This window comes from Lysinibacillus sp. HST-98 (genome assembly GCF_016757845.1).
Classification (GTDB): Bacteria; Bacillota; Bacilli; order Bacillales_A; family Planococcaceae; genus Lysinibacillus; species Lysinibacillus capsici.
Genome location: NZ_JAENHX010000003.1, coordinates 136,475 through 154,307, shown reverse-complemented (window position 1 = coordinate 154,307; position 17,833 = coordinate 136,475). Strand labels below are relative to the sequence as shown.

Genomic DNA, 17,833 nt, shown 5'->3' with positions numbered 1-17,833 from the left:
ATGTATGAACGTAGCTCCTCCCTTTAATGAAAATCGTACACGATAATTGCTTACAGCTTGTGAATACCACGTTCGATGAGTTGTGCAAATCAGTAAGAAATTCATTTAAGCCATCAATGTATGAAGTGAAAAAGGAAGTAGGAACGATTGTGATAAAATGTATTACCATCCCGCTGAAGGACAAATAAAAGCTGCCCATCTTACATTCAAGTAGATGATGGCAGCTTTTACTGTTTTGTTTTCTTATTTCATAGAACGCCTTTGATCACTTCATCAATTTCCCGCAATAGAGCCTCGTTTTGCATGGTTGTACTTAATTTTAAGTTAGATTGGTCTACATGTATCACTGTGACATGCATTCCCTCTTTAATACTTGCACTTGGAACTGGCATCATTTTCTCTGTATCGAACGTCATGATGAGGTCTGGGAATTTGGATTGTACCTGCCCTTCCTTCGATAATGTCATATATTCATTCCAGAACGTCAGATGGTAATCCCCCACTGATAATTTCCCTACATCGAAGCCATTTTCCTTTGTTAACGAATAATTTGTGACGGCACCTGATACGATGTGCACCCCATTCAAATACTGCAACACATGGGCTAGCTTTTCTTCAAAGGTTTGCCCATTTAAGAAGCGATAGCCAAGTTCTATGGCCATAGTGATCGCATTTGGTGCGCCATGTTTTTGTAAATAGTCAATCGTCACAGGATTTCGAGTGACCCCTACTAGTCCGCCTGCTAATATAGAAGCTTGGCGTGCTGTCTTTGCGGTGCTGTGTAAATTTCCTTCCACAAACCCTTGGACCGCGAAGTCATCTTTTCCTCCTGCATAAAATTGTACGGATTGATATTCTTCTTGTTCATGGAGATTTAAAGAACCCATGATTCCCGTTGGATGTGCTCGTCCATTACAGGGAGCATCCACAACAGGTACATTTAATAAAACTGACTGCAACCAGCCATTGATCGTCGTGATGGCACCATTTTCATTGGTAATGATGCCCTTTAGACGTTGATTGATATGGTTGTTCATACTACGATAGCTCCAACAAAGCTGTTCATTTGAAATATATTGATCGACCGCTGATGGCGCACCTACCATTGCCACACAGGCAACTAAATCTTCTTGATCTAATTCGGTAATATCCACGATTTGAGGTTCGCCTGCTGCAAAGATTTCCTCTACTAGCTTGAGTCCTTCCTCTAGGAGACCACCGCCGCCTCCGCCAAGGATTGCTCCTCCATAAACGGCCGCAATCCCATCCTCATAGGACAATACTTTTGTCATCCTTTATTACCCCTTTCTATTTCCCTATTTTGATAATAGAAGTGAAGAAGCTATATAAAGCATCTCCGGCAATAACACCTGCTGCAAACACTGTCATTTCAGATTCTCTCTTACCTTTCGTCACATATGTGAAAATTACACGTAGTAAGATACCAACTAGAACAGCCCAACCAGCAATTGGATTGACAAGTAATAGACCTGTTGCAAATAAGATACCCATTTGACGTTTTGAACCACCGATGAGCTGAATTAATGCACCTGGAATCGCCCATATCATTAATTGTTTTGCTACATCGCCTGTAACACCTGATTGAATTGTGGCTGCATACACATGGTTAACAGGTGCTACTAAATCCTGTGCAAAATAAGATTTATAGGATAGCAGAACTACAACTGCCGAAATTGCAAAAGCTAACATACCAGCAATCAATTGTTGCTTGCGACCTTCTTTTTCTAATGCAACATCACTACCATTACCACGTAAAATGAAACCAGTTTTTAAGTCATAGCCCATATCCGCAAACGCTACCCCTGTAGCAGCACTATACCCTGCTAGTAATGCCAGTGCTGGCGCTGGGAAACCAATTAAAATACCCACAATCAGTGTAATAAATGCCACTGCAAATGCTGGGAACCAACCCGCATGCATTGCTGCGATACCCACAATTAGCTCATGGACAAATGCAGCAATCGTTGCAAAGATGATGAATCCTATTAACATACCGAAAGACATGTGTGAAATAATACCGCCTAAAATAGCGATTAACAGAGCAATGGCCAAATAAGCTATAAAACCAACACCAAATGCTTGGCGAATTTCTTTTGCATCTTTTGAATAGCTTAACTCTTCTGACTTTTTAGCTGACTTTTTATTCAATAAGGCAAAAGCTACTTGGAAAAGTGCTACAATCCCAGCACCAATCATAACGCCATGAGGAATATAGTAAGCATTTAAGTCAACATTAAATAATTGAACAGAATAGCCTCTTAATAAAAGCCCAATCCCAAACATCGTCAGTGCCCAAATATTACCGATGAACGCTACCCCAAAAGCTGACATTGGAATTTTCAAAACAGATCCCACGATACCAATTAACACGCCACCAATTAATACCTTTGCATTCTTACCGCCTTTATCGCCCGCTTTAATGGCTTCAGCTGTTGCAATTCCCGGTGGCCAAGTACCTGCTGCTGGGAAAATCTTTGTATCGAAAAATTTATATAATAATAAAGCATCAACAAACATCGCTAAAATAACACCGATAAACAATGGTAATACTAAATTTTCATAGCCTAATACATATGGAATACCGATTGGCAACATTAAACTACTTGCTGCACTAAATGTTGCTGCCGAAATGGCTGTTTGAATAATATTTTGTCTGTGTACAGATTTAAAGGCAATTAGCTTGCCAATCGGTATTCTTCCAAGAATCATCGCAAATATTGCCCCAACGATTGATGTATTGGCAGAAATCCCTAAAGTCGTAATCAGCTGTATCCCAATAATGGCCCCCACAACAGATGTTAAGACGATCATTAGTAGAGTTACAGGCTCTAAAGCCCTTGGATGTAATACTTTATTATTCATAGTGTCAGCTCCCCTATTGTTGTTATAATTTTGAAATGTGTGATTGTATTTGCTGAGCTACTTTCACTAACTGTTCAAGCATATTTTTCTCCCTTTGATCATCTAAATCATATACTAACCCAGAAATTGTAAGAGATGCAGTGATTTCCTTTTTATAGTTAAATAACGGTACACTGATGCCAAATGCATGTTCATTATACTCTCCGACGGTAACACACCAGTTGTTTTGACGAATTTGTTGCAGCTCTTCCTTTAATGACGCTAGGAAAGAAACCTGCTCTTCCTTCGATTGTTCCTCATGAAAGAAGGCCATTAATTCCAGTTGCCTGTCCTCGTCTAAATAAGCAAACATGACCTTACAGGAAGCACCGATGTAAAGGGGTGTCTTTGTTCCTAAAGACACCGCATACTTTACATTTTTATTGCTTTCGGCTATTTTCGTTGTGACACCGTATTCATTGTCCATATAAGTAAGAAATACTGATTCATTGATTTCACTGGTAAGATTTTGCATCAATTCATAAATGGTCGAGTGAGGGTCTTTTGAATTCGATAACACATCATAAAAAAGGTACATTTTATAACCTAATTTATATTTTTTCGTGTGTTCATCCTGTATTAAATAACCCGCTTCTGTAAATGTATTAATGGTTCTTTGCACGACACTTGTCGGCAGTTTCATCATGCGTGAAATTTCACGAACACCTAATGCATTTTCTGTCGTTGCAAAGCATTCTAGTATATCCAATGAGTTTTTTAATGTCTTGACAGTCATCTATTTCTCCCTTTAAGCGTTTTGATAACCGTATCGCTCTTTCGCTACATCTACAGAAATATATTCATTTAATAGATCACGTTCAATGGCCTCTGAGCTTCGTTCGTGTGGAGAACCATAACCACCGCCAGTAGCAGTCACAAGCTCAATACGGTCGCCTTTTTGCAATTCATAATTGGCAAGTACACCCACTGGTCCAATTTTCGTTCCATCCTTTTTATGAATGATTAAATAGTTGTGAGAGCCTTCTCCACCACCATTTAAGCCGAATGGCGCGAATTGATGTCTACCTAAGTTCACAGAAACCTTTTGACCATCATGATTGACTGTATAAACGCGACGAACACCTAAGCCACCTCTAAATTGACCAGCACCAGCACCGTCACAATTTAAGCTATATTCATCAATTTGAATACCGTATTTTGTTTCTGCAATTTCAACTGGAAGATTATATGTTTCACCATCTCCCATACAGTATTGCCCGCTTTGCCCATCCTCATCATTCGCCGCTCCCCAGCCACCAACAGATGGCTCTACAATTAGGAATGACTCATCATTATCAGGATTTTTCCCAGTGAGAATAAACGTACAAACAGATTGTAAATGCCCTGCCGATAAGCGTTCTGGTAAATGCGGCGCAAGCGCTTTCCAAATGAGATCAGCTGCCCCAATACGTGCCTCAAAGTTCATAGACACAGGATGTGGACGTTTAGCAGAAACAATGGAATTGTCATCTGTGATAATCGTTAAGCGTTTAAAGACACCTTCGTTAATTACGTCAATATCGCCAAGTAATGCTAGGAACATAACGCGCACACTTGCCATTAAACCAAATTGAGAACAGTTCATTGGCACATTGACCGCAGGATGTGAGCCTCTGAAGTCACAAATAAACGCCTCATCACTGATTGTGACTTTCACTTTTATTGGATAAGGTCCACCCTTTAATGGGTCCCCTTCAATAAAGTCCTCCGCATAAAATTCACCTTTAGGTAGGTGTTGAAGCTCATACTCTACAATTTTCTCACCCTTGTCCAATAATTTTTGAATGGACAATTTCACCGATTCCGCACCAAACTTCTGACAAAGCTCTGCGATTCGTTTTTCACCTGTTTTTAAGGCAGCTACTTGTGCAAACATATCACCGATTGAAAGCTCTGGTAAACGAACATTCGTAGAAATGATTTCATAGACTGCATCGTTCAACTCACCTTGATGATAAAGTTTGACACCTGGTAGCTGTAAACCTTCCTGATAGATTTCATTAGAATTACTTGTAAACGAACCCGGGTCCATGCCCCCTACCTCTGTCCAGTGTGCTTTATTGGCAGAGTACGCAATAATTTCACCGTTATAGAAAATTGGGAGAACTAAGCCCACATCCGATAAATGTGAGCCGCCTCCAACATAAGGGTCATTGATAATAATGACATCACCTTCGTGTAGTTTTTTCCCATTATCAAACTTTTCAATTACACGCTGTACCATTGGACTTAACATCCCAATAAAACTCGTTACACCGTTTCCTTGACTAATTAAATTACCCTTGGCATCTGTTAAACCACAAGCATAGTCTAATACCTCATAGATAACTGGGCTCATAGAAGAGCGTGCTAGAGCAACAAACATCTCATCTCCTATAGCTAGCAATGAATCTTGAATAATTTCTACTGCAAAAACATCTTTTTTCATGTTTTATTTCCCCTCCATCTCTACAATCAAATTGCCGTATTGATCAATTTCTATCGATTGCTTGTCATTGATTACGACCGTAGATGTTGGATTTTCCACAATGGCAGGACCTGTAATGACATAGCCAGGTACTAATTTTTGTTGGTCATAGACATTGACCGTTACCCAACCTGTTCCCTTCACATATAAATTGCGTTGTGCCTTGATACATGTGGAATTGTCAATATGAGAGAAGTCTAGCTCTTTAAATTGAACCGCCTCATCTTTCCCGTAGATTGTAAGATGTAAGTTCACTAACTCAATTGGTGTAGCTGGTAAATCAAAAGAAAACTCTTGTTTATGTTTGATGTGGAAGGCTTCAGCTAATGCAAGTAGCCCCTCTTCATCAAGCAAAATAGCTGATGCATTTAATTTAACGGCATGCTCTTGACCTTTGTAGCGTAAATCATAATTAATTTCAAAATAATAATGATCCTTTGATAATGGTGCATCTGCATAGGCAGTGGCAATCACTTGATCAATATTTTCTTGAATAACCGCAAGATGATCTTTGTCAAAGTTCATTAAACTTGTTTGAATGTAATCTTGTCGATATTCGGTCATCATCATTCCTAATGCTGAGAAGACGGATGAGCCATAAGGAATAATGACTTTTTTCATACCAAGTTCTTCTGCTAAATTCATCGCATGTAGTGGACCACCACCACCAAATGCCACCATTGTAAAGTCTTCAGGGTCGTAGCCTTTACGAATAGAGATCAGCTTCAGTGCATTTAACATATTAGAGTTTGCAATATCTAAAATACCTTGTGCTGCTTCTTCTGCTGACACATTAAATGGTTTCGCAATGCCTTCAATAAGAGCCTCCTCCACTTTGTCAATGGATACTGGGTTATCAAAGTTTTCTAAGGATAATCTTCCTAAATAAACATTGGCATCTGTAATTGTTGGCTGTGTATTCCCTAAGCCATATGCTACAGGCCCTGGATTTGCCCCAGCAGAATCTGGTCCAACCTTTAATGAGCCAAACTGATCTACACGTGCGATGGAGCCACCACCATTTCCGATTTCCACAATATCCACTACAGGTGTTTTAATTGGATAGCCCGCAAATTTTTCATTTCTTTCAATATAGTAATCTGTTGTGACATTGACTTTGCCATCCGTAATAAGCGAACATTTTGCTGTCGTCCCACCAACATCAAATGCGATAATATTGGATTCATTGAGAAGTTGACCTAATTTTGCAGCTCCAAACATACCTGCTACTGGACCAGATTCTACAAGATTAATCGGCAGCTCCATTGCTTTATCAAAGCTTGTAGTCCCGCCATTCGATTGCATAATTTTTAAATGGTCTGTAATGCCAACTGTGCTTAATTTCTCTTTTAGGCTTTTTAAGTAGGCATGTGCAATCGGCTTCACATAAGAATTGAGGACTGTTGTGTTTGTTCTTTCATACTCACGGTATTCTTTAATCGTTTCACTTGAAAGTGTGATATATACCTCAGGCCAAATTTTTAAAATGGCTTCTTTTAACTGTTGTTCATGAATTGGATTTTTATAGCCATGTATGAGGGAAATGGCAATCGCCTCAACACCCAATTCCTTAAATTGATGAACGATCTTGTCAACTTCCTCGGTATTAAGCGCTTTCATAATATTTCCTTTAAAGTCGATTCGCTCATCAATTTCTTGACGTAAATAACGCTCTACAAATGGTTCTGGCTTTTTATATTTAAAGTTATATAAATCTGGTCGATTTCCACGAGCAATTTCTATAACATCACGGAAACCCTTTGTTGTAATTAACCCAACTACGCCCCCCTTTCTTTCCGTTAATGTATTGATAATAACCGTCGATCCATGAATAAATGATTCAATGAAAGAATCTTCCGTTACATGTCGCCCTAATACATTTAATATGCCATCCTCAAAGTGACCAGGTGTCGTATGTCCCTTATCAAAATGAAGATTTCCTTTTTCATCTGTAAAAACTAGGTCAGTAAAAGTACCGCCAATATCTGTTGCGATTTTCAAGACTTCATCCCTCCGTGTTCCTATTATCGGTACAGTGTTCCGAATTAGAATTAAATAAATTATATTTAAAAGAAAAAGAAAATTCAATGTATTTTTTAAATAAAAATTCATTTGACAATTGTCCTTCCTTGTAAAAATCAGCTCTATCTTTCCAATATCAGATAAATATAGATAAAAAATACCAAACACATTTCTATAAGGAAAGTTCTCATGATTTTTGTGAACATAAAAAAGATCCTAGTTTTCACTAGAATCTTAAAAAAATTAATTTTTTTGAATTTTTACTCAAGGGGTGGATAAAGTAATCACCCTAAATTTTACTTTTATACCATATTTGCATTGTAAACAATTGATGATTCTAGAACGATACTTACCAAAATTATCAAAAAAAGCTGCCCATTTAAGTTAGGCAGCTTTAATATCGTTTAGAACAATCCTACCGCATGTCCTTCATTATCGACATTCATGCGTAGAGCAGCTGGTGCTTTTGGAAGTCCTGGCATTGTCATAATATCGCCAGTTAGACAAACTAAGAAGCCTGCACCAAGCTTTGGAATCACTTCACGAATTGTAATGGTGAAGCCTTCTGGTCGACCAAGTAAACTTGGTTGGTCTGATAAAGAATACTGGGTTTTCGCCATACAAATTGGAAGAGAGTCCCAGCCGAATTTTTCGATTTGGGCAATTTGTTTTTTGGCTTGGTCTGTAAATTGTACATCTTTCCCGCCATACACCTTTTGCACAATCGTACGTACCTTTTCTTCAATCGACTCTGTGACATCATATAAAGGAGAGAAGTTGTTTTCTTCCTCTAGCACAGCTAGTACTTGCTCAGCTAAGGCTAGACCACCTTTACCGCCCTCTTCCCAGACATTCGTACGGGCAATGCGAACATGATTTTCTTGACACCAGTTCAGAACGGCTTCTAGTTCAGCCTCTGTGTCCGTGATAAAACGATTTAAGGCAATAATTGGTTCAACGCCAAATGTACGAACTGTATCTACATGTTTAGCTAAGTTTTCAATTCCTTGTAGGAGTGCTTCCACATTTTCACCTACAAGAGCTGTTTTCGGAACACCACCATGCATTTTTAATGCACGAATTGTCGCTACAATGACAACTGCGCTTGGTTTAAAGCCTCCCTTACGAGCTTTAATGTTCATGAATTTTTCAGCACCTAAATCAGAGCCGAAGCCCGCTTCTGTCACCACAATATCAGCTAGCTTACGAGCGGTTTGTGTCGCCATAATAGAATTACAGCCGTGGGCAATATTCGCAAATGGACCACCATGGATAATAGCAGGTGTTCCCTCTAATGTTTGTACTAAGTTTGGCTTAAAGGCATCTTTTAATAATAGTGTTAAGGCACCCTCTACCTGTAAATCACGCACAAAGACAGGCTCACGCTCGAAAGTATAGCCAATCACAATACTAGCGATGCGCTCACGTAAATCCTCAATGCTTGTTGCTAAACAGAATACCGCCATAATTTCAGAGGCAACCGTAATATCAAAGCCATCCTCACGCGGCATGCCTTGAACAGGACCACCTAATCCCACCACTACTTTACGAAGGGCACGATCATTTAAGTCCATGACACGCTTCCAGATAATGCGTCGTGGATCAATGTTAAGTGTATTTCCTTGGTGGATATGATTATCAATAAATGCGGATAAAGCATTGTTAGCTGTTGTAATCGCATGAAGGTCGCCAGTGAAATGTAAATTAATATCCTCCATTGGTATAACTTGTGCGTAACCTCCGCCAGTTGCGCCACCTTTTACGCCCATGACTGGACCTAATGATGGTTCACGTAATGCGACCATCACCTTCTTATCTAATTGATGAAGGGCATCTGCCAGTCCAACAGTCACAGTCGACTTTCCTTCACCAGCAGGGGTTGGACTAATAGCTGATACTAATACTACCTTTGCATCCTCACCCTGAGCAGTAATTTTTAATGGGTCAATCTTTGCTTTGTAGCGTCCATACTGCTCAAGAGCATCCTCTGGAATACCCGCAGCATTGGCAATTTCCGTAATAGGTTTGATCACTGCTTGACTAGCGATTTCTAAATCTGATAATGGTTGATTTTTCGTTGTCATTTGGCATCCTACTTTCTATGTTGTTCATTTCCATTATAGTCTTAATTGTGAAAAAAAAGAAAGCCAGATATACAAGCATTTCGTCAATCAATTGACATCTTTGCTCAATTCCTGTATGTTCTAAGAGAAAATGCATTTTTTTCACATTTTCACAATGAGAGCACCATTTATTTAACTTTATTTTACATTCAAGCGCATTGGAGGCGAATGCTTATGCAACAGGGGATCGTAAAGTGGTTCAATAATGAAAAAGGTTATGGCTTTATTGAATGTGATGATGGCGAAGATGTATTTGTTCATTTTACGGGCATCCAGGAGGAAGGCTTCCGTACACTTGAAGAAGGTCAAAAGGTTTCATTTGATGTTGTGGAAGGCAATCGTGGACCCCAAGCATCAAATGTTGTAAAACTATAAGCATAATGGGGCTATCCATGTAGTTCCAGATTAGCAGCGGATTAGGAAATGCATCGTTTTCCTCATCTGCTTTTTGTGTTGTTTTATAAGCTGAATGCCTCCTCCATGTTATAATAGAAGTAATTATACGTAAGGAGGGATTTCGATGCATAAACAAAATAAACCCATGACTGCAGTTATTTTGAAGCATAAAGAACGACAAAGTGTAGCAGAATTTGCGGCAACACTGGAAACGATTGCAAAAAAGCTTAAAGAAAATGGTGAATTCACTTTTGTTCAAGGCACAGAGCCAACAGTTGTCAGCCCAAGTGAACAGCTCAAAATCGAATACTCCTATACCAAAAAGGGCGACAAGCATTCATTTGAAATTGAGTTTGATTGGTATACAGGTACAGAAACACCGAAAAAAATGACCATCGAATAACAATTGGCAACGAAAATCCACTTCTCAGATGAAGTGGATTTTTCCATACTGTTGAATAAAGATCATGTCACTAGCTAAAACCTTTTAGCAAGGTGAAGGATTGTTTTCGCTCCAGAGCCTCCTCTGTAACGCTAAATCCCCTAGGAATGACGCTGCATTCCAATCAACCATTCTAAAAAAGTGGCTTTTGTTTTTTCATAGTAGAAAAGTGATGAGTGACAACACCTCTCGATAAATGAGTAGTGAACACCTTTGCTAAAAGTTAGTGGATTGTAGCGATAGCGGAGGAAGCGGCCCGCTAACAGGAAAGCAAGTAGCCTGCATCAGAAATTCTATGGATGTTCTTGTTTTCGACACTATGTAAAGTGTTTGGGCAAAAGTGTTTCAGCCAACAAAAATACCGAACTATCCACTGAAATGCTCACGAAGTGTTTTGGAATAGTTCGGTTTTTCTAGTTATCATGTTTTGTTAATTTAAAGATTATTCGGCTTAATGAAGGTCCCAGTTAGTTATGGCCCAGCCTTTTCTCCTTATCGATTTATCCAATAAAAAGCACCAGGGCAAACTAATGTTTCTTTTGTTCGTTTAGGATCCTTTAATGTCACACCAAATGGTCCCTCTTTGACATGACCGAGTGTCATTGTCATCGCACTCTCTTCCTTATAGAAATCTAAACGCATATTCGGTAGCTGTAGTGACATATACTGCTCATATTGCGTAGGCTCTGGTAGCTGTAACACCTCTTGCCACAGCTGTACTGTTGCCTGCATGTCCTTGACGTAGAATTGGACGGATTCCATCGTTATAGCCTGTTTGACATCAATGGCACCACTTGCTTTTAATTGAACAAAGCGTTCTTCATCTTCCTCCGCCCATTCAATCAAAAATGGAAAATCAATTGGCAGATCTGGCTTACCAAAATGCAGTAGCTTCCATTCTACCACCGTGCCATCTGGTCTTGTTCTGCTACATGCATCTGGTCCATATACTTCATAGCCAAATGCTCGCAATCGTCGAGCCTCTTCCTCAATATTTTTTGTGCGCAGAGCAATTCGAGAAAATCCCTGGCGCTCTTGATCACGTTTAAACGTATAATGTAGGGAATATGGGTATTGTGCCGCTTGCTCAAATAAATCACGATCATAGATAGCAATTTGTTCAATATAGCTTAAGCCAAAGTAGCTTAACGTATTATAAGTCCCCCACATCGTGTGCTGCCCACCATTCACTGTATGGACATTTCGTTTATTGAAGAAAACCTTTATATTTTCTGGTGATTCCACTTGATGAACCAGATGATCAAAATATAAAGTCATGGCCATTCCCCTTTCTTTCCCCATTACCTTTACCTGTATGTTTGATTAGTTTAAAATTTACTCAAGAAAAGGAGTTACTAGTAGGATATGAAAAAAAGTTTCGTTTACCTACAAACTCCGTTCACTAATTTCATAAAGAGGTGATTTGAATGACAGATTTAGTAGCTGCTTTTAAATTGGCATTAGGTAATTACCCTACAGGCGTAACAGTTGTCACGACATGTCATGACACAAAACCGATTGGCTTAACCGTCAATTCCTTTGCATCTGTTTCAATCGACCCGCTCCTTATTTTGTGGTCACTCGATAAAAAATCTCAGCTCCATCCCTATTTCACGACTGCGCCAAATTTTGCGGTCAATATTTTAGCGAGTGATCAAGAGCATTTATGTACACTATTTGCTAGTAAAATCCCTGATCGCTTTGCACAAGCAACATGGTCCACTTCCTCTTTAGGACTACCGATTTTACATGATACAGCAGCTAATTTACAATGTAAAACATTTCAGCAAATCGATGCTGGTGACCATACCATTTTTATAGGGCAGGTCGTAGATATTACAAATGCTCAAAAAGAGCCCTTGCTGTATCATCGCCGTCATATCGGTCCCATACCAAAAAGCTTTTATAGCTAGCCTTTACACAAAAAAAGGGCCACTTGTAAGCACAGGAAATCCTTCATGCTTATAGGTGGCCGTTTGACATAAGTTCTACTGAAATCATGGTTATTTTTTCTGCGGAAATCTCTGCTTTTCAAGCCTATTAATTTGCACAATCACACCATCTTGAATCGTAATATGCACTTCACCAAATTCAAGATTTTGAATCGCCTTCGCAATTGCCTCTAATTTCTTATCATCTACTTTTACTGACTGAGCCATACGATACACCCCTTCTTTTTTATCCTTATTGTTCATAAAGAGGCCAACGCATCAAACTGATTGATAGCCCCTCCTATCTCTCAGACACCATCTGTTGGATTTGGCACCTGTTTTTCGGTTGCCGAGGCTTCATTGGGCCAAGTCCCTCCACCTCTCTTGATAAGAGTACTGCGTTTCTTGAAAATAATTCTATAATTCTGCTATAGGAATGTCAATACAAAATATTAGAAAACCTAGTTGAATACTATGCAATATGTCGTTTAGATTAAAAGACTCCCTATACCTAAAGTATTTTATGCCTAGTCAGTGAGAAATAGATGGCACTCCATTAATTTATTACAAGCTCCATTTCCTCATCATGAATTCAAGTGGGCCTCGATGATGTTTAGCCCTCCACCATACTGAAACAAAGACACATCCTAAAAAATAACAGCAGGCATACAGCATGGAAAAAGCAAGTGTTTGGTTCTCCAGCTTTTGGCAAATAATTAGTATTCCAATGCCTATAACAACATGGCCAACATAATGCGTTAAAGACATTTGTCCTGTTAATATGAAAGATTGAATAACTTTATTTTTACATGTCTCTACAAGATAGATGGAGCCCACAATGATGACAATAGCCGAAGCCGAATTAGATAGGACATACATCATATTCGGTGGAATCGGTCCTGTATCAAATAAATACAATGCACTCTCTACATCTAATAAATGAATGGTTGTCATCTTAATGAATAACGTTGAACAAGTCTCAGTCATGATGACTAGCAATAAACCTGTCACCAGTAAGTTTTTTCTTAATGTATGATTTGTTAAATCTAATGTGCCTATCACCATACCTATCAGAAAGAAGCAAATCCAGGGGAATAGAGGGTGATAGCCATTAAACATCAAATTTCTTATAAATCCAGCTGGTGTCCAAAAATCAAGATACTCTAGTAACACATATGTTGGATGCCAACCAGCAAGGTAATTAAACTGAATTTGGAGCCATTGTGAAAGGATAAGGATGGCACCGATTATGAAGATCATCATTTTCTTGGATTGGGCAATCAACCAAGCAGCAACAAACATATACACGCCATAATAATGTAATATATCTCCTGTCCAGCCGATCACATATAATAGTATCCCTATCGTAAATAACAAAAGCGCCCTCTTCCACAAAGTAAGTCGATTTTGACGAAGAAGGATTGGGTCCTTACTCTCTCTAGCCTGACGAGTCATGAAGGCTGTCCCTATTCCTGCTAGCATGACAAATACGGCTGAAGCACGTCCCTCGAAAAGATGTTGGAAGGCAATTAACCATGTTGAACCATTCGTTGTAGAACCTGTTATAACGCCAAAATTGACAATGAACATGCCAAGCATGGCGAGAGCTCTTGCAAAATCAAGACCTTCAATGCGCCGATCATCATTTCTTTTTGTCATCTTTGCCCCCTTGAATAACGCTATGTACAGCCTCCTTCCAAATAGCCCTATAGTTCAATTGGTTGCCTGTTAACATGAAATTACCGATATTATCATAGACCAGGGCTAGCATCTGTGCCTTCGCTTCTATATGGGGAGTATCCTCTAACACGCCTAGCTGTACGCCATATCGTAGGATAGTAACAAAGCTTGTTAAAAAGCTGGTTTCTAGCTCTACTAATTGTCTTTTATAGTTTTCATCGCGAGCCGCTAATAGTACATATTGATTAAATATTTTATTAAAATAAGGGTCCTTGTCCTGTGCCTCAATAGATTGATAGCCTAGCTTAAGTAATTCCTCCTTAAAATTAGCGGAAGAAAGCTCTTTATAATCCACAGCGACATCATGTTGAATTTCTTTATACAATTCATCAAATATGAAAGCGATTAATTGATCTTTTGATTGAAAATAATAGTAAATGGCTGGTTTTGAAATACCGACCTCTGTAGCAATCATTGCTAAGCTTGTTTTTTCAAAACCATTTTCCGCAAACATCCCATAAGCAATTTCTATAATCTTTCGAAAAGTTTGTTCTTTATTTCCCATTATTACCCTCCTTTTTTACCGAACGTTAAGTAAATATTATAGGATGCTAACCTTTTAGGCAAGAAAAAACTGCGTAGAACTATTTCTCTACACAGTTCACATTTATTGATTTTGTAAATACATCATTAAAGCTTCTGCTGTTTTTTGCTTGCCCATTACTTTAAGAGGCTGTCCATCAGCAGGTACAATCCAATGAGGTTCATCCCCCCCATATAAAGACTGAGAGCTATTTGCTACCATAAATTGTGCATTGGCTGTTTCCATACGCAGTCTGGCACGAGCTAACAAGAATTCCTCATCATTCGTTGCTTCGAGCTTAAAGCCTACTAACGTTACATTCGGTTGCCATCCCTTAATTTGACCTAATACTTTTGGTGCTTTTTTAAAATGAATAATAGGTGGTTCGTCAGAAGGCATTTTCCCCGTTTCCTCCATTAAATTACCTGATTGATCATATACTTTGTCAATGACCCAATCAGAGCCCGCAGCCGCCATAATAACGATATCGACATGTTGTTGTTGAACTGCATGACGCACCTTTTGTCCTAAATCCTCTATGCCTTCAAATTGTATCAATGTCATATCATTTTGGTTTTCTGGGAGCTGTGCAAAGTAACCATGCATGTATACTACGTTAGCGCCAGCAGCCAGCGCCGCCTCTGCTAAATAACACCCCATTGTGCCTTTTGATAAATTCGTATGACCTCGTACACGATCCCATTTTTCAAGTGTTCCCCCACTTGTAATGAGTACGGTTTTGCCCTGTAATGTCCCCATACACTCACCTATTTTCTGAAATATATACAAATACTATTTTAACGTAATGTAAGGATAGGCTTCAATAGCCACTATTTTAGGGAGCTGTTTTGTTCTTTTAGCCAAGCACTTAATATCTCTGCAAATTTCTTTGTGACGGGCGAAGCATGGTGTTTCATGGCAATACCAATCGTTCGGTAGCCACCTTGCTTTAATGGAATCGCTCTCAATGTTGGCGGTAAATTTTGAATAACCAACTGAGGTAAAATACTGATCCCTAAATGATGAGAAATCATGGAAAGAATCCCTACCTCCTCAGAAAGCTCAAAGCGGATATTCGGCTTGACATGATATTGCTCTAATAGCACCTTGACATCATTTGTCCCTTTATAGGAAGTCATAATAAATGGCATATCCTCTAAATCTACGATATCAATTTCTGTCTTATCAAACAATGGACTTTTATCCGAAACAATACATAATAATGGGTCTTGTTGGAGCTCAGTGAACTGATATTGCGCTGACTTTTGACCATTCAAAAATCCTGCTTCTACTTCACCACTTAAAAGCCATTGTTCAATTTCATAGTAATCTCCCTCTCGTAACTCCACCTGTATCCCTGGAAATTGATTATCCATAATTCGAACAATTTCTGGCATCCAATTGGAAGAAATACTCGATATCACACCAATTCGAACCTTACCCCGTGTCACGCCATGAATGTGAGCTGCTTCCTGTTGCAATAATTCCTGAGCATCCAAAACCTGACGCATTGCCCTTAGCATTGTTTGTCCCTCACTCGTTAATGTCACACCCACACGACTTCGATGAATGAGCGCAAAGCCAAACTCTTTTTCTAAACTCGACACGGCATGACTCACAGCAGATTGTGTTAACCCTAGCGCATCAGCTGCTTTTGTAAAGCTTGCCACCTCTGCCACCTTTGTAAGAATCTCATATTTAACTAAGCTCATCCGCAATCCCTCTATATACATGAATTTTTTTAATCCTATTCATTATAAACATTCGTTTTACTAATCACAACACAAGATATATAGTAATTTTTAGTATAAAACTGTTTTAGTACACAGATGGTAGGTGAACATAATGAGTATCCAAGGAAAAGCAAATGTATTGATGGTTATTGTCACAATGTTTTGGGGGCTCTCTTATACCTTTATGGTCATGGGGCTAGAAACGTTGGCAGTTTATAATGTGGTGGCATTACGTTGTATCATCGCATTTTTCGTAGCAGGACTTATTTTTTACAAACGGATGATCAAAGTAAATGGTAAAACATTAAAATATGCGGCTATTCAAGGATTTTTATTATTCATTGTGTTCGCGTTAAGTTTATTTGGTTTACAATCTACTTCTGTTTCAAATGCAGGCTTTATCTTGAGCCTAACAGTCGTGTTAGTGCCGATTTTTAGCAGCTTTATTGAAAAAAAATTACCTTCACGAGCAGTTAGCTTTGCGATCATTTGTACCATGATTGGTATTACCGTCTTAACAGCACACGGCTCATTCACTTTCCATAAAGGTGATTTATTAGTAGCAATTGCTGCGTTATGTTATTCAATTTATTTACTTTTAAATAGCTCATTCACACGAAATGTAGAGTCCATTTCATATGGAATTTATCAGCTTGGCTTTGCTGGTATTTATGCACTTGTGTTAACGTTTCTATTCGAAACACCAACAATGCCAAATTCAGCAATATCCTGGATTGCTATTTTAGGGCTTGGCATCATCTGTAGTGCGTTTTGCTTTGTTGGTCAAACTGTTGCACAACAGTATACTTCTGCTACACATACAGGTCTTATATTCTCCTTAGAACCAATTTTTGCCGCTATGTTTGCCATGATGTTTATCGGAGAAGGCATAACAATGAAATTAATGATTGGTGGTAGCTTCATTCTTATAGGGAATTTAGTAGCACAATTAGAGCATTTCCATGTATTACGTTTTATGAAAAAGGATGCACAGGAAAAAGTCATACAATAATATAGTGTATTGAGTCACTTTGTTATATGAATAAAAGAGGAAGCTGAGCGTTATTTCTCAAGCTTCCTTTTCTATGGCACGATTACATGTAAAATAGTATAATTTTTACAGGAACAAAAATAAAGGAGATTCATACATGCAAATTCAAACCTTACATACATCAAATTATTTACCAACCAAGGACAATCAACGGATTCAAACACAAAACCTACTGGATTTAATAAGACATGTGGATGACCGTGAAGTGGAAGACGAAAAAAAGAGCAAATCGAAAATTGAGGTCAGACACGAAAATGGCTATGTACGTCAATACCTTGTCAAACCAACAGGACAAAGGGTGCTCCTCATGGAAGCCAAACAAAGCCTTGACATCAGAGAATCTACTAATTTACAAGACCTGCTTTCGCAACCTTTTAAAAAGAAAACAAGTGATCCAATTCTCTCAATACTAAATGAGAAAAATAACATTTCTAAATATAAAGATGGCATTTAAAAAATAGCCCTTCTTTTCAAGAAATGCTA

The 17,833-nt window shown here is 38.7% G+C and carries 17 protein-coding genes and 1 riboswitch; of the genes, 5 read left to right on the top strand and 12 right to left on the bottom strand.

Going from position 1 to position 17,833, the window contains the following annotated elements; translation table 11 throughout:
• Positions 1 to 248: 248 nt before the first annotated feature.
• The 6 genes from JIN86_RS09320 to JIN86_RS09295 form a co-directional block, all read right to left on the bottom strand.
• Entirely contained in the window at positions 249 to 1,292 is a 1,044-nt protein-coding gene (locus JIN86_RS09320) for an S-methyl thiohydantoin desulfurase domain-containing protein (RefSeq protein WP_009370450.1), read from the bottom strand.
• 16 nt (positions 1,293 to 1,308) lie between these two features.
• Positions 1,309 to 2,883: an OPT/YSL family transporter gene (locus JIN86_RS09315; RefSeq protein WP_004269402.1), complete on the bottom strand. Its 1,575-nt coding sequence runs from the start codon at positions 2,881 to 2,883 to the stop codon at positions 1,309 to 1,311.
• Positions 2,884 to 2,905: 22 nt separating this feature from the next.
• On the bottom strand, positions 2,906 to 3,658 hold the full coding sequence (locus JIN86_RS09310) for an IclR family transcriptional regulator (protein ID WP_202341773.1): 753 nt from the start codon (positions 3,656 to 3,658) through the stop codon (positions 2,906 to 2,908).
• Between the two features lie 12 nt (positions 3,659 to 3,670).
• Positions 3,671 to 5,350, bottom strand: coding sequence for a hydantoinase B/oxoprolinase family protein (locus JIN86_RS09305; RefSeq protein ID WP_202341772.1), 1,680 nt, complete (start codon positions 5,348 to 5,350; stop codon positions 3,671 to 3,673).
• Positions 5,351 to 5,353: 3 nt separating this feature from the next.
• Positions 5,354 to 7,390, bottom strand: a complete 2,037-nt coding sequence (locus JIN86_RS09300) for a hydantoinase/oxoprolinase family protein (RefSeq protein ID WP_202341771.1) — start codon at positions 7,388 to 7,390, stop codon at positions 5,354 to 5,356.
• Between the two features lie 425 nt (positions 7,391 to 7,815).
• Positions 7,816 to 9,495, bottom strand: a complete 1,680-nt coding sequence (locus JIN86_RS09295; RefSeq protein WP_048390103.1) for a formate--tetrahydrofolate ligase — start codon at positions 9,493 to 9,495, stop codon at positions 7,816 to 7,818.
• A gap of 213 nt (positions 9,496 to 9,708) precedes the next feature.
• On the opposite strand from JIN86_RS09295, the gene JIN86_RS09290 reads away from it, so the two are divergent.
• Positions 9,709 to 9,909: a cold-shock protein gene (locus JIN86_RS09290; protein ID WP_004269397.1), complete on the top strand. Its 201-nt coding sequence runs from the start codon at positions 9,709 to 9,711 to the stop codon at positions 9,907 to 9,909.
• A gap of 145 nt (positions 9,910 to 10,054) precedes the next feature.
• A complete protein-coding gene (locus JIN86_RS09285) occupies positions 10,055 to 10,333 on the top strand; it encodes an amphi-Trp domain-containing protein (protein ID WP_202341770.1) in 279 nt (92 codons plus the stop codon).
• Positions 10,334 to 10,864: 531 nt separating this feature from the next.
• On the opposite strand, the gene JIN86_RS09280 is transcribed toward JIN86_RS09285, so the two are convergent.
• On the bottom strand, positions 10,865 to 11,650 hold the full coding sequence (locus JIN86_RS09280; protein WP_202341769.1) for a VOC family protein: 786 nt from the start codon (positions 11,648 to 11,650) through the stop codon (positions 10,865 to 10,867).
• 149 nt (positions 11,651 to 11,799) lie between these two features.
• Between JIN86_RS09280 and JIN86_RS09275 the strand changes: the two genes are divergently transcribed.
• Positions 11,800 to 12,285, top strand: a complete 486-nt coding sequence (locus JIN86_RS09275; protein ID WP_202341768.1) for a flavin reductase family protein — start codon at positions 11,800 to 11,802, stop codon at positions 12,283 to 12,285.
• Positions 12,286 to 12,375: 90 nt separating this feature from the next.
• Here the strand turns inward: JIN86_RS09275 and JIN86_RS09270 are convergent, their stop codons facing one another.
• The 5 genes from JIN86_RS09270 to JIN86_RS09250 form a co-directional block, all read right to left on the bottom strand.
• The gene (locus JIN86_RS09270) at positions 12,376 to 12,531 is read right to left on the bottom strand and encodes a YezD family protein (protein ID WP_004269393.1); all 156 of its coding nucleotides are present in this window, start codon (positions 12,529 to 12,531) and stop codon (positions 12,376 to 12,378) included.
• A 70-nt stretch (positions 12,532 to 12,601) separates the two neighbouring features.
• Positions 12,602 to 12,697, bottom strand: a riboswitch (SAM riboswitch).
• Positions 12,698 to 12,867: 170 nt separating this feature from the next.
• Positions 12,868 to 13,962, bottom strand: coding sequence for a DUF418 domain-containing protein (locus JIN86_RS09265; protein WP_202341767.1), 1,095 nt, complete (start codon positions 13,960 to 13,962; stop codon positions 12,868 to 12,870).
• Positions 13,946 to 14,548 (bottom strand): TetR/AcrR family transcriptional regulator, encoded by a 603-nt coding sequence (locus tag JIN86_RS09260; RefSeq protein WP_004269392.1) that lies wholly within the window; start codon positions 14,546 to 14,548, stop codon positions 13,946 to 13,948. The genes JIN86_RS09265 and JIN86_RS09260 overlap by 17 nt, the downstream gene beginning before the upstream one ends.
• Before the next feature lie 102 nt (positions 14,549 to 14,650).
• Positions 14,651 to 15,325, bottom strand: a complete 675-nt coding sequence (locus JIN86_RS09255; RefSeq protein WP_048390090.1) for a phosphopantothenoylcysteine decarboxylase domain-containing protein — start codon at positions 15,323 to 15,325, stop codon at positions 14,651 to 14,653.
• Positions 15,326 to 15,396: 71 nt separating this feature from the next.
• Entirely contained in the window at positions 15,397 to 16,278 is an 882-nt protein-coding gene (locus tag JIN86_RS09250; RefSeq protein ID WP_004269390.1) for a LysR family transcriptional regulator, read from the bottom strand.
• A 133-nt stretch (positions 16,279 to 16,411) separates the two neighbouring features.
• Here JIN86_RS09250 and JIN86_RS09245 point away from each other — a divergent pair, with 133 nt between their 5' ends.
• Both JIN86_RS09245 and JIN86_RS09240 read left to right on the top strand, forming a co-directional pair.
• Entirely contained in the window at positions 16,412 to 17,311 is a 900-nt protein-coding gene (locus tag JIN86_RS09245; protein WP_004269389.1) for a DMT family transporter, read from the top strand.
• Between the two features lie 136 nt (positions 17,312 to 17,447).
• On the top strand, positions 17,448 to 17,804 hold the full coding sequence (locus JIN86_RS09240) for a hypothetical protein (RefSeq protein ID WP_202341766.1): 357 nt from the start codon (positions 17,448 to 17,450) through the stop codon (positions 17,802 to 17,804).
• Positions 17,805 to 17,833: the final 29 nt, after the last annotated feature.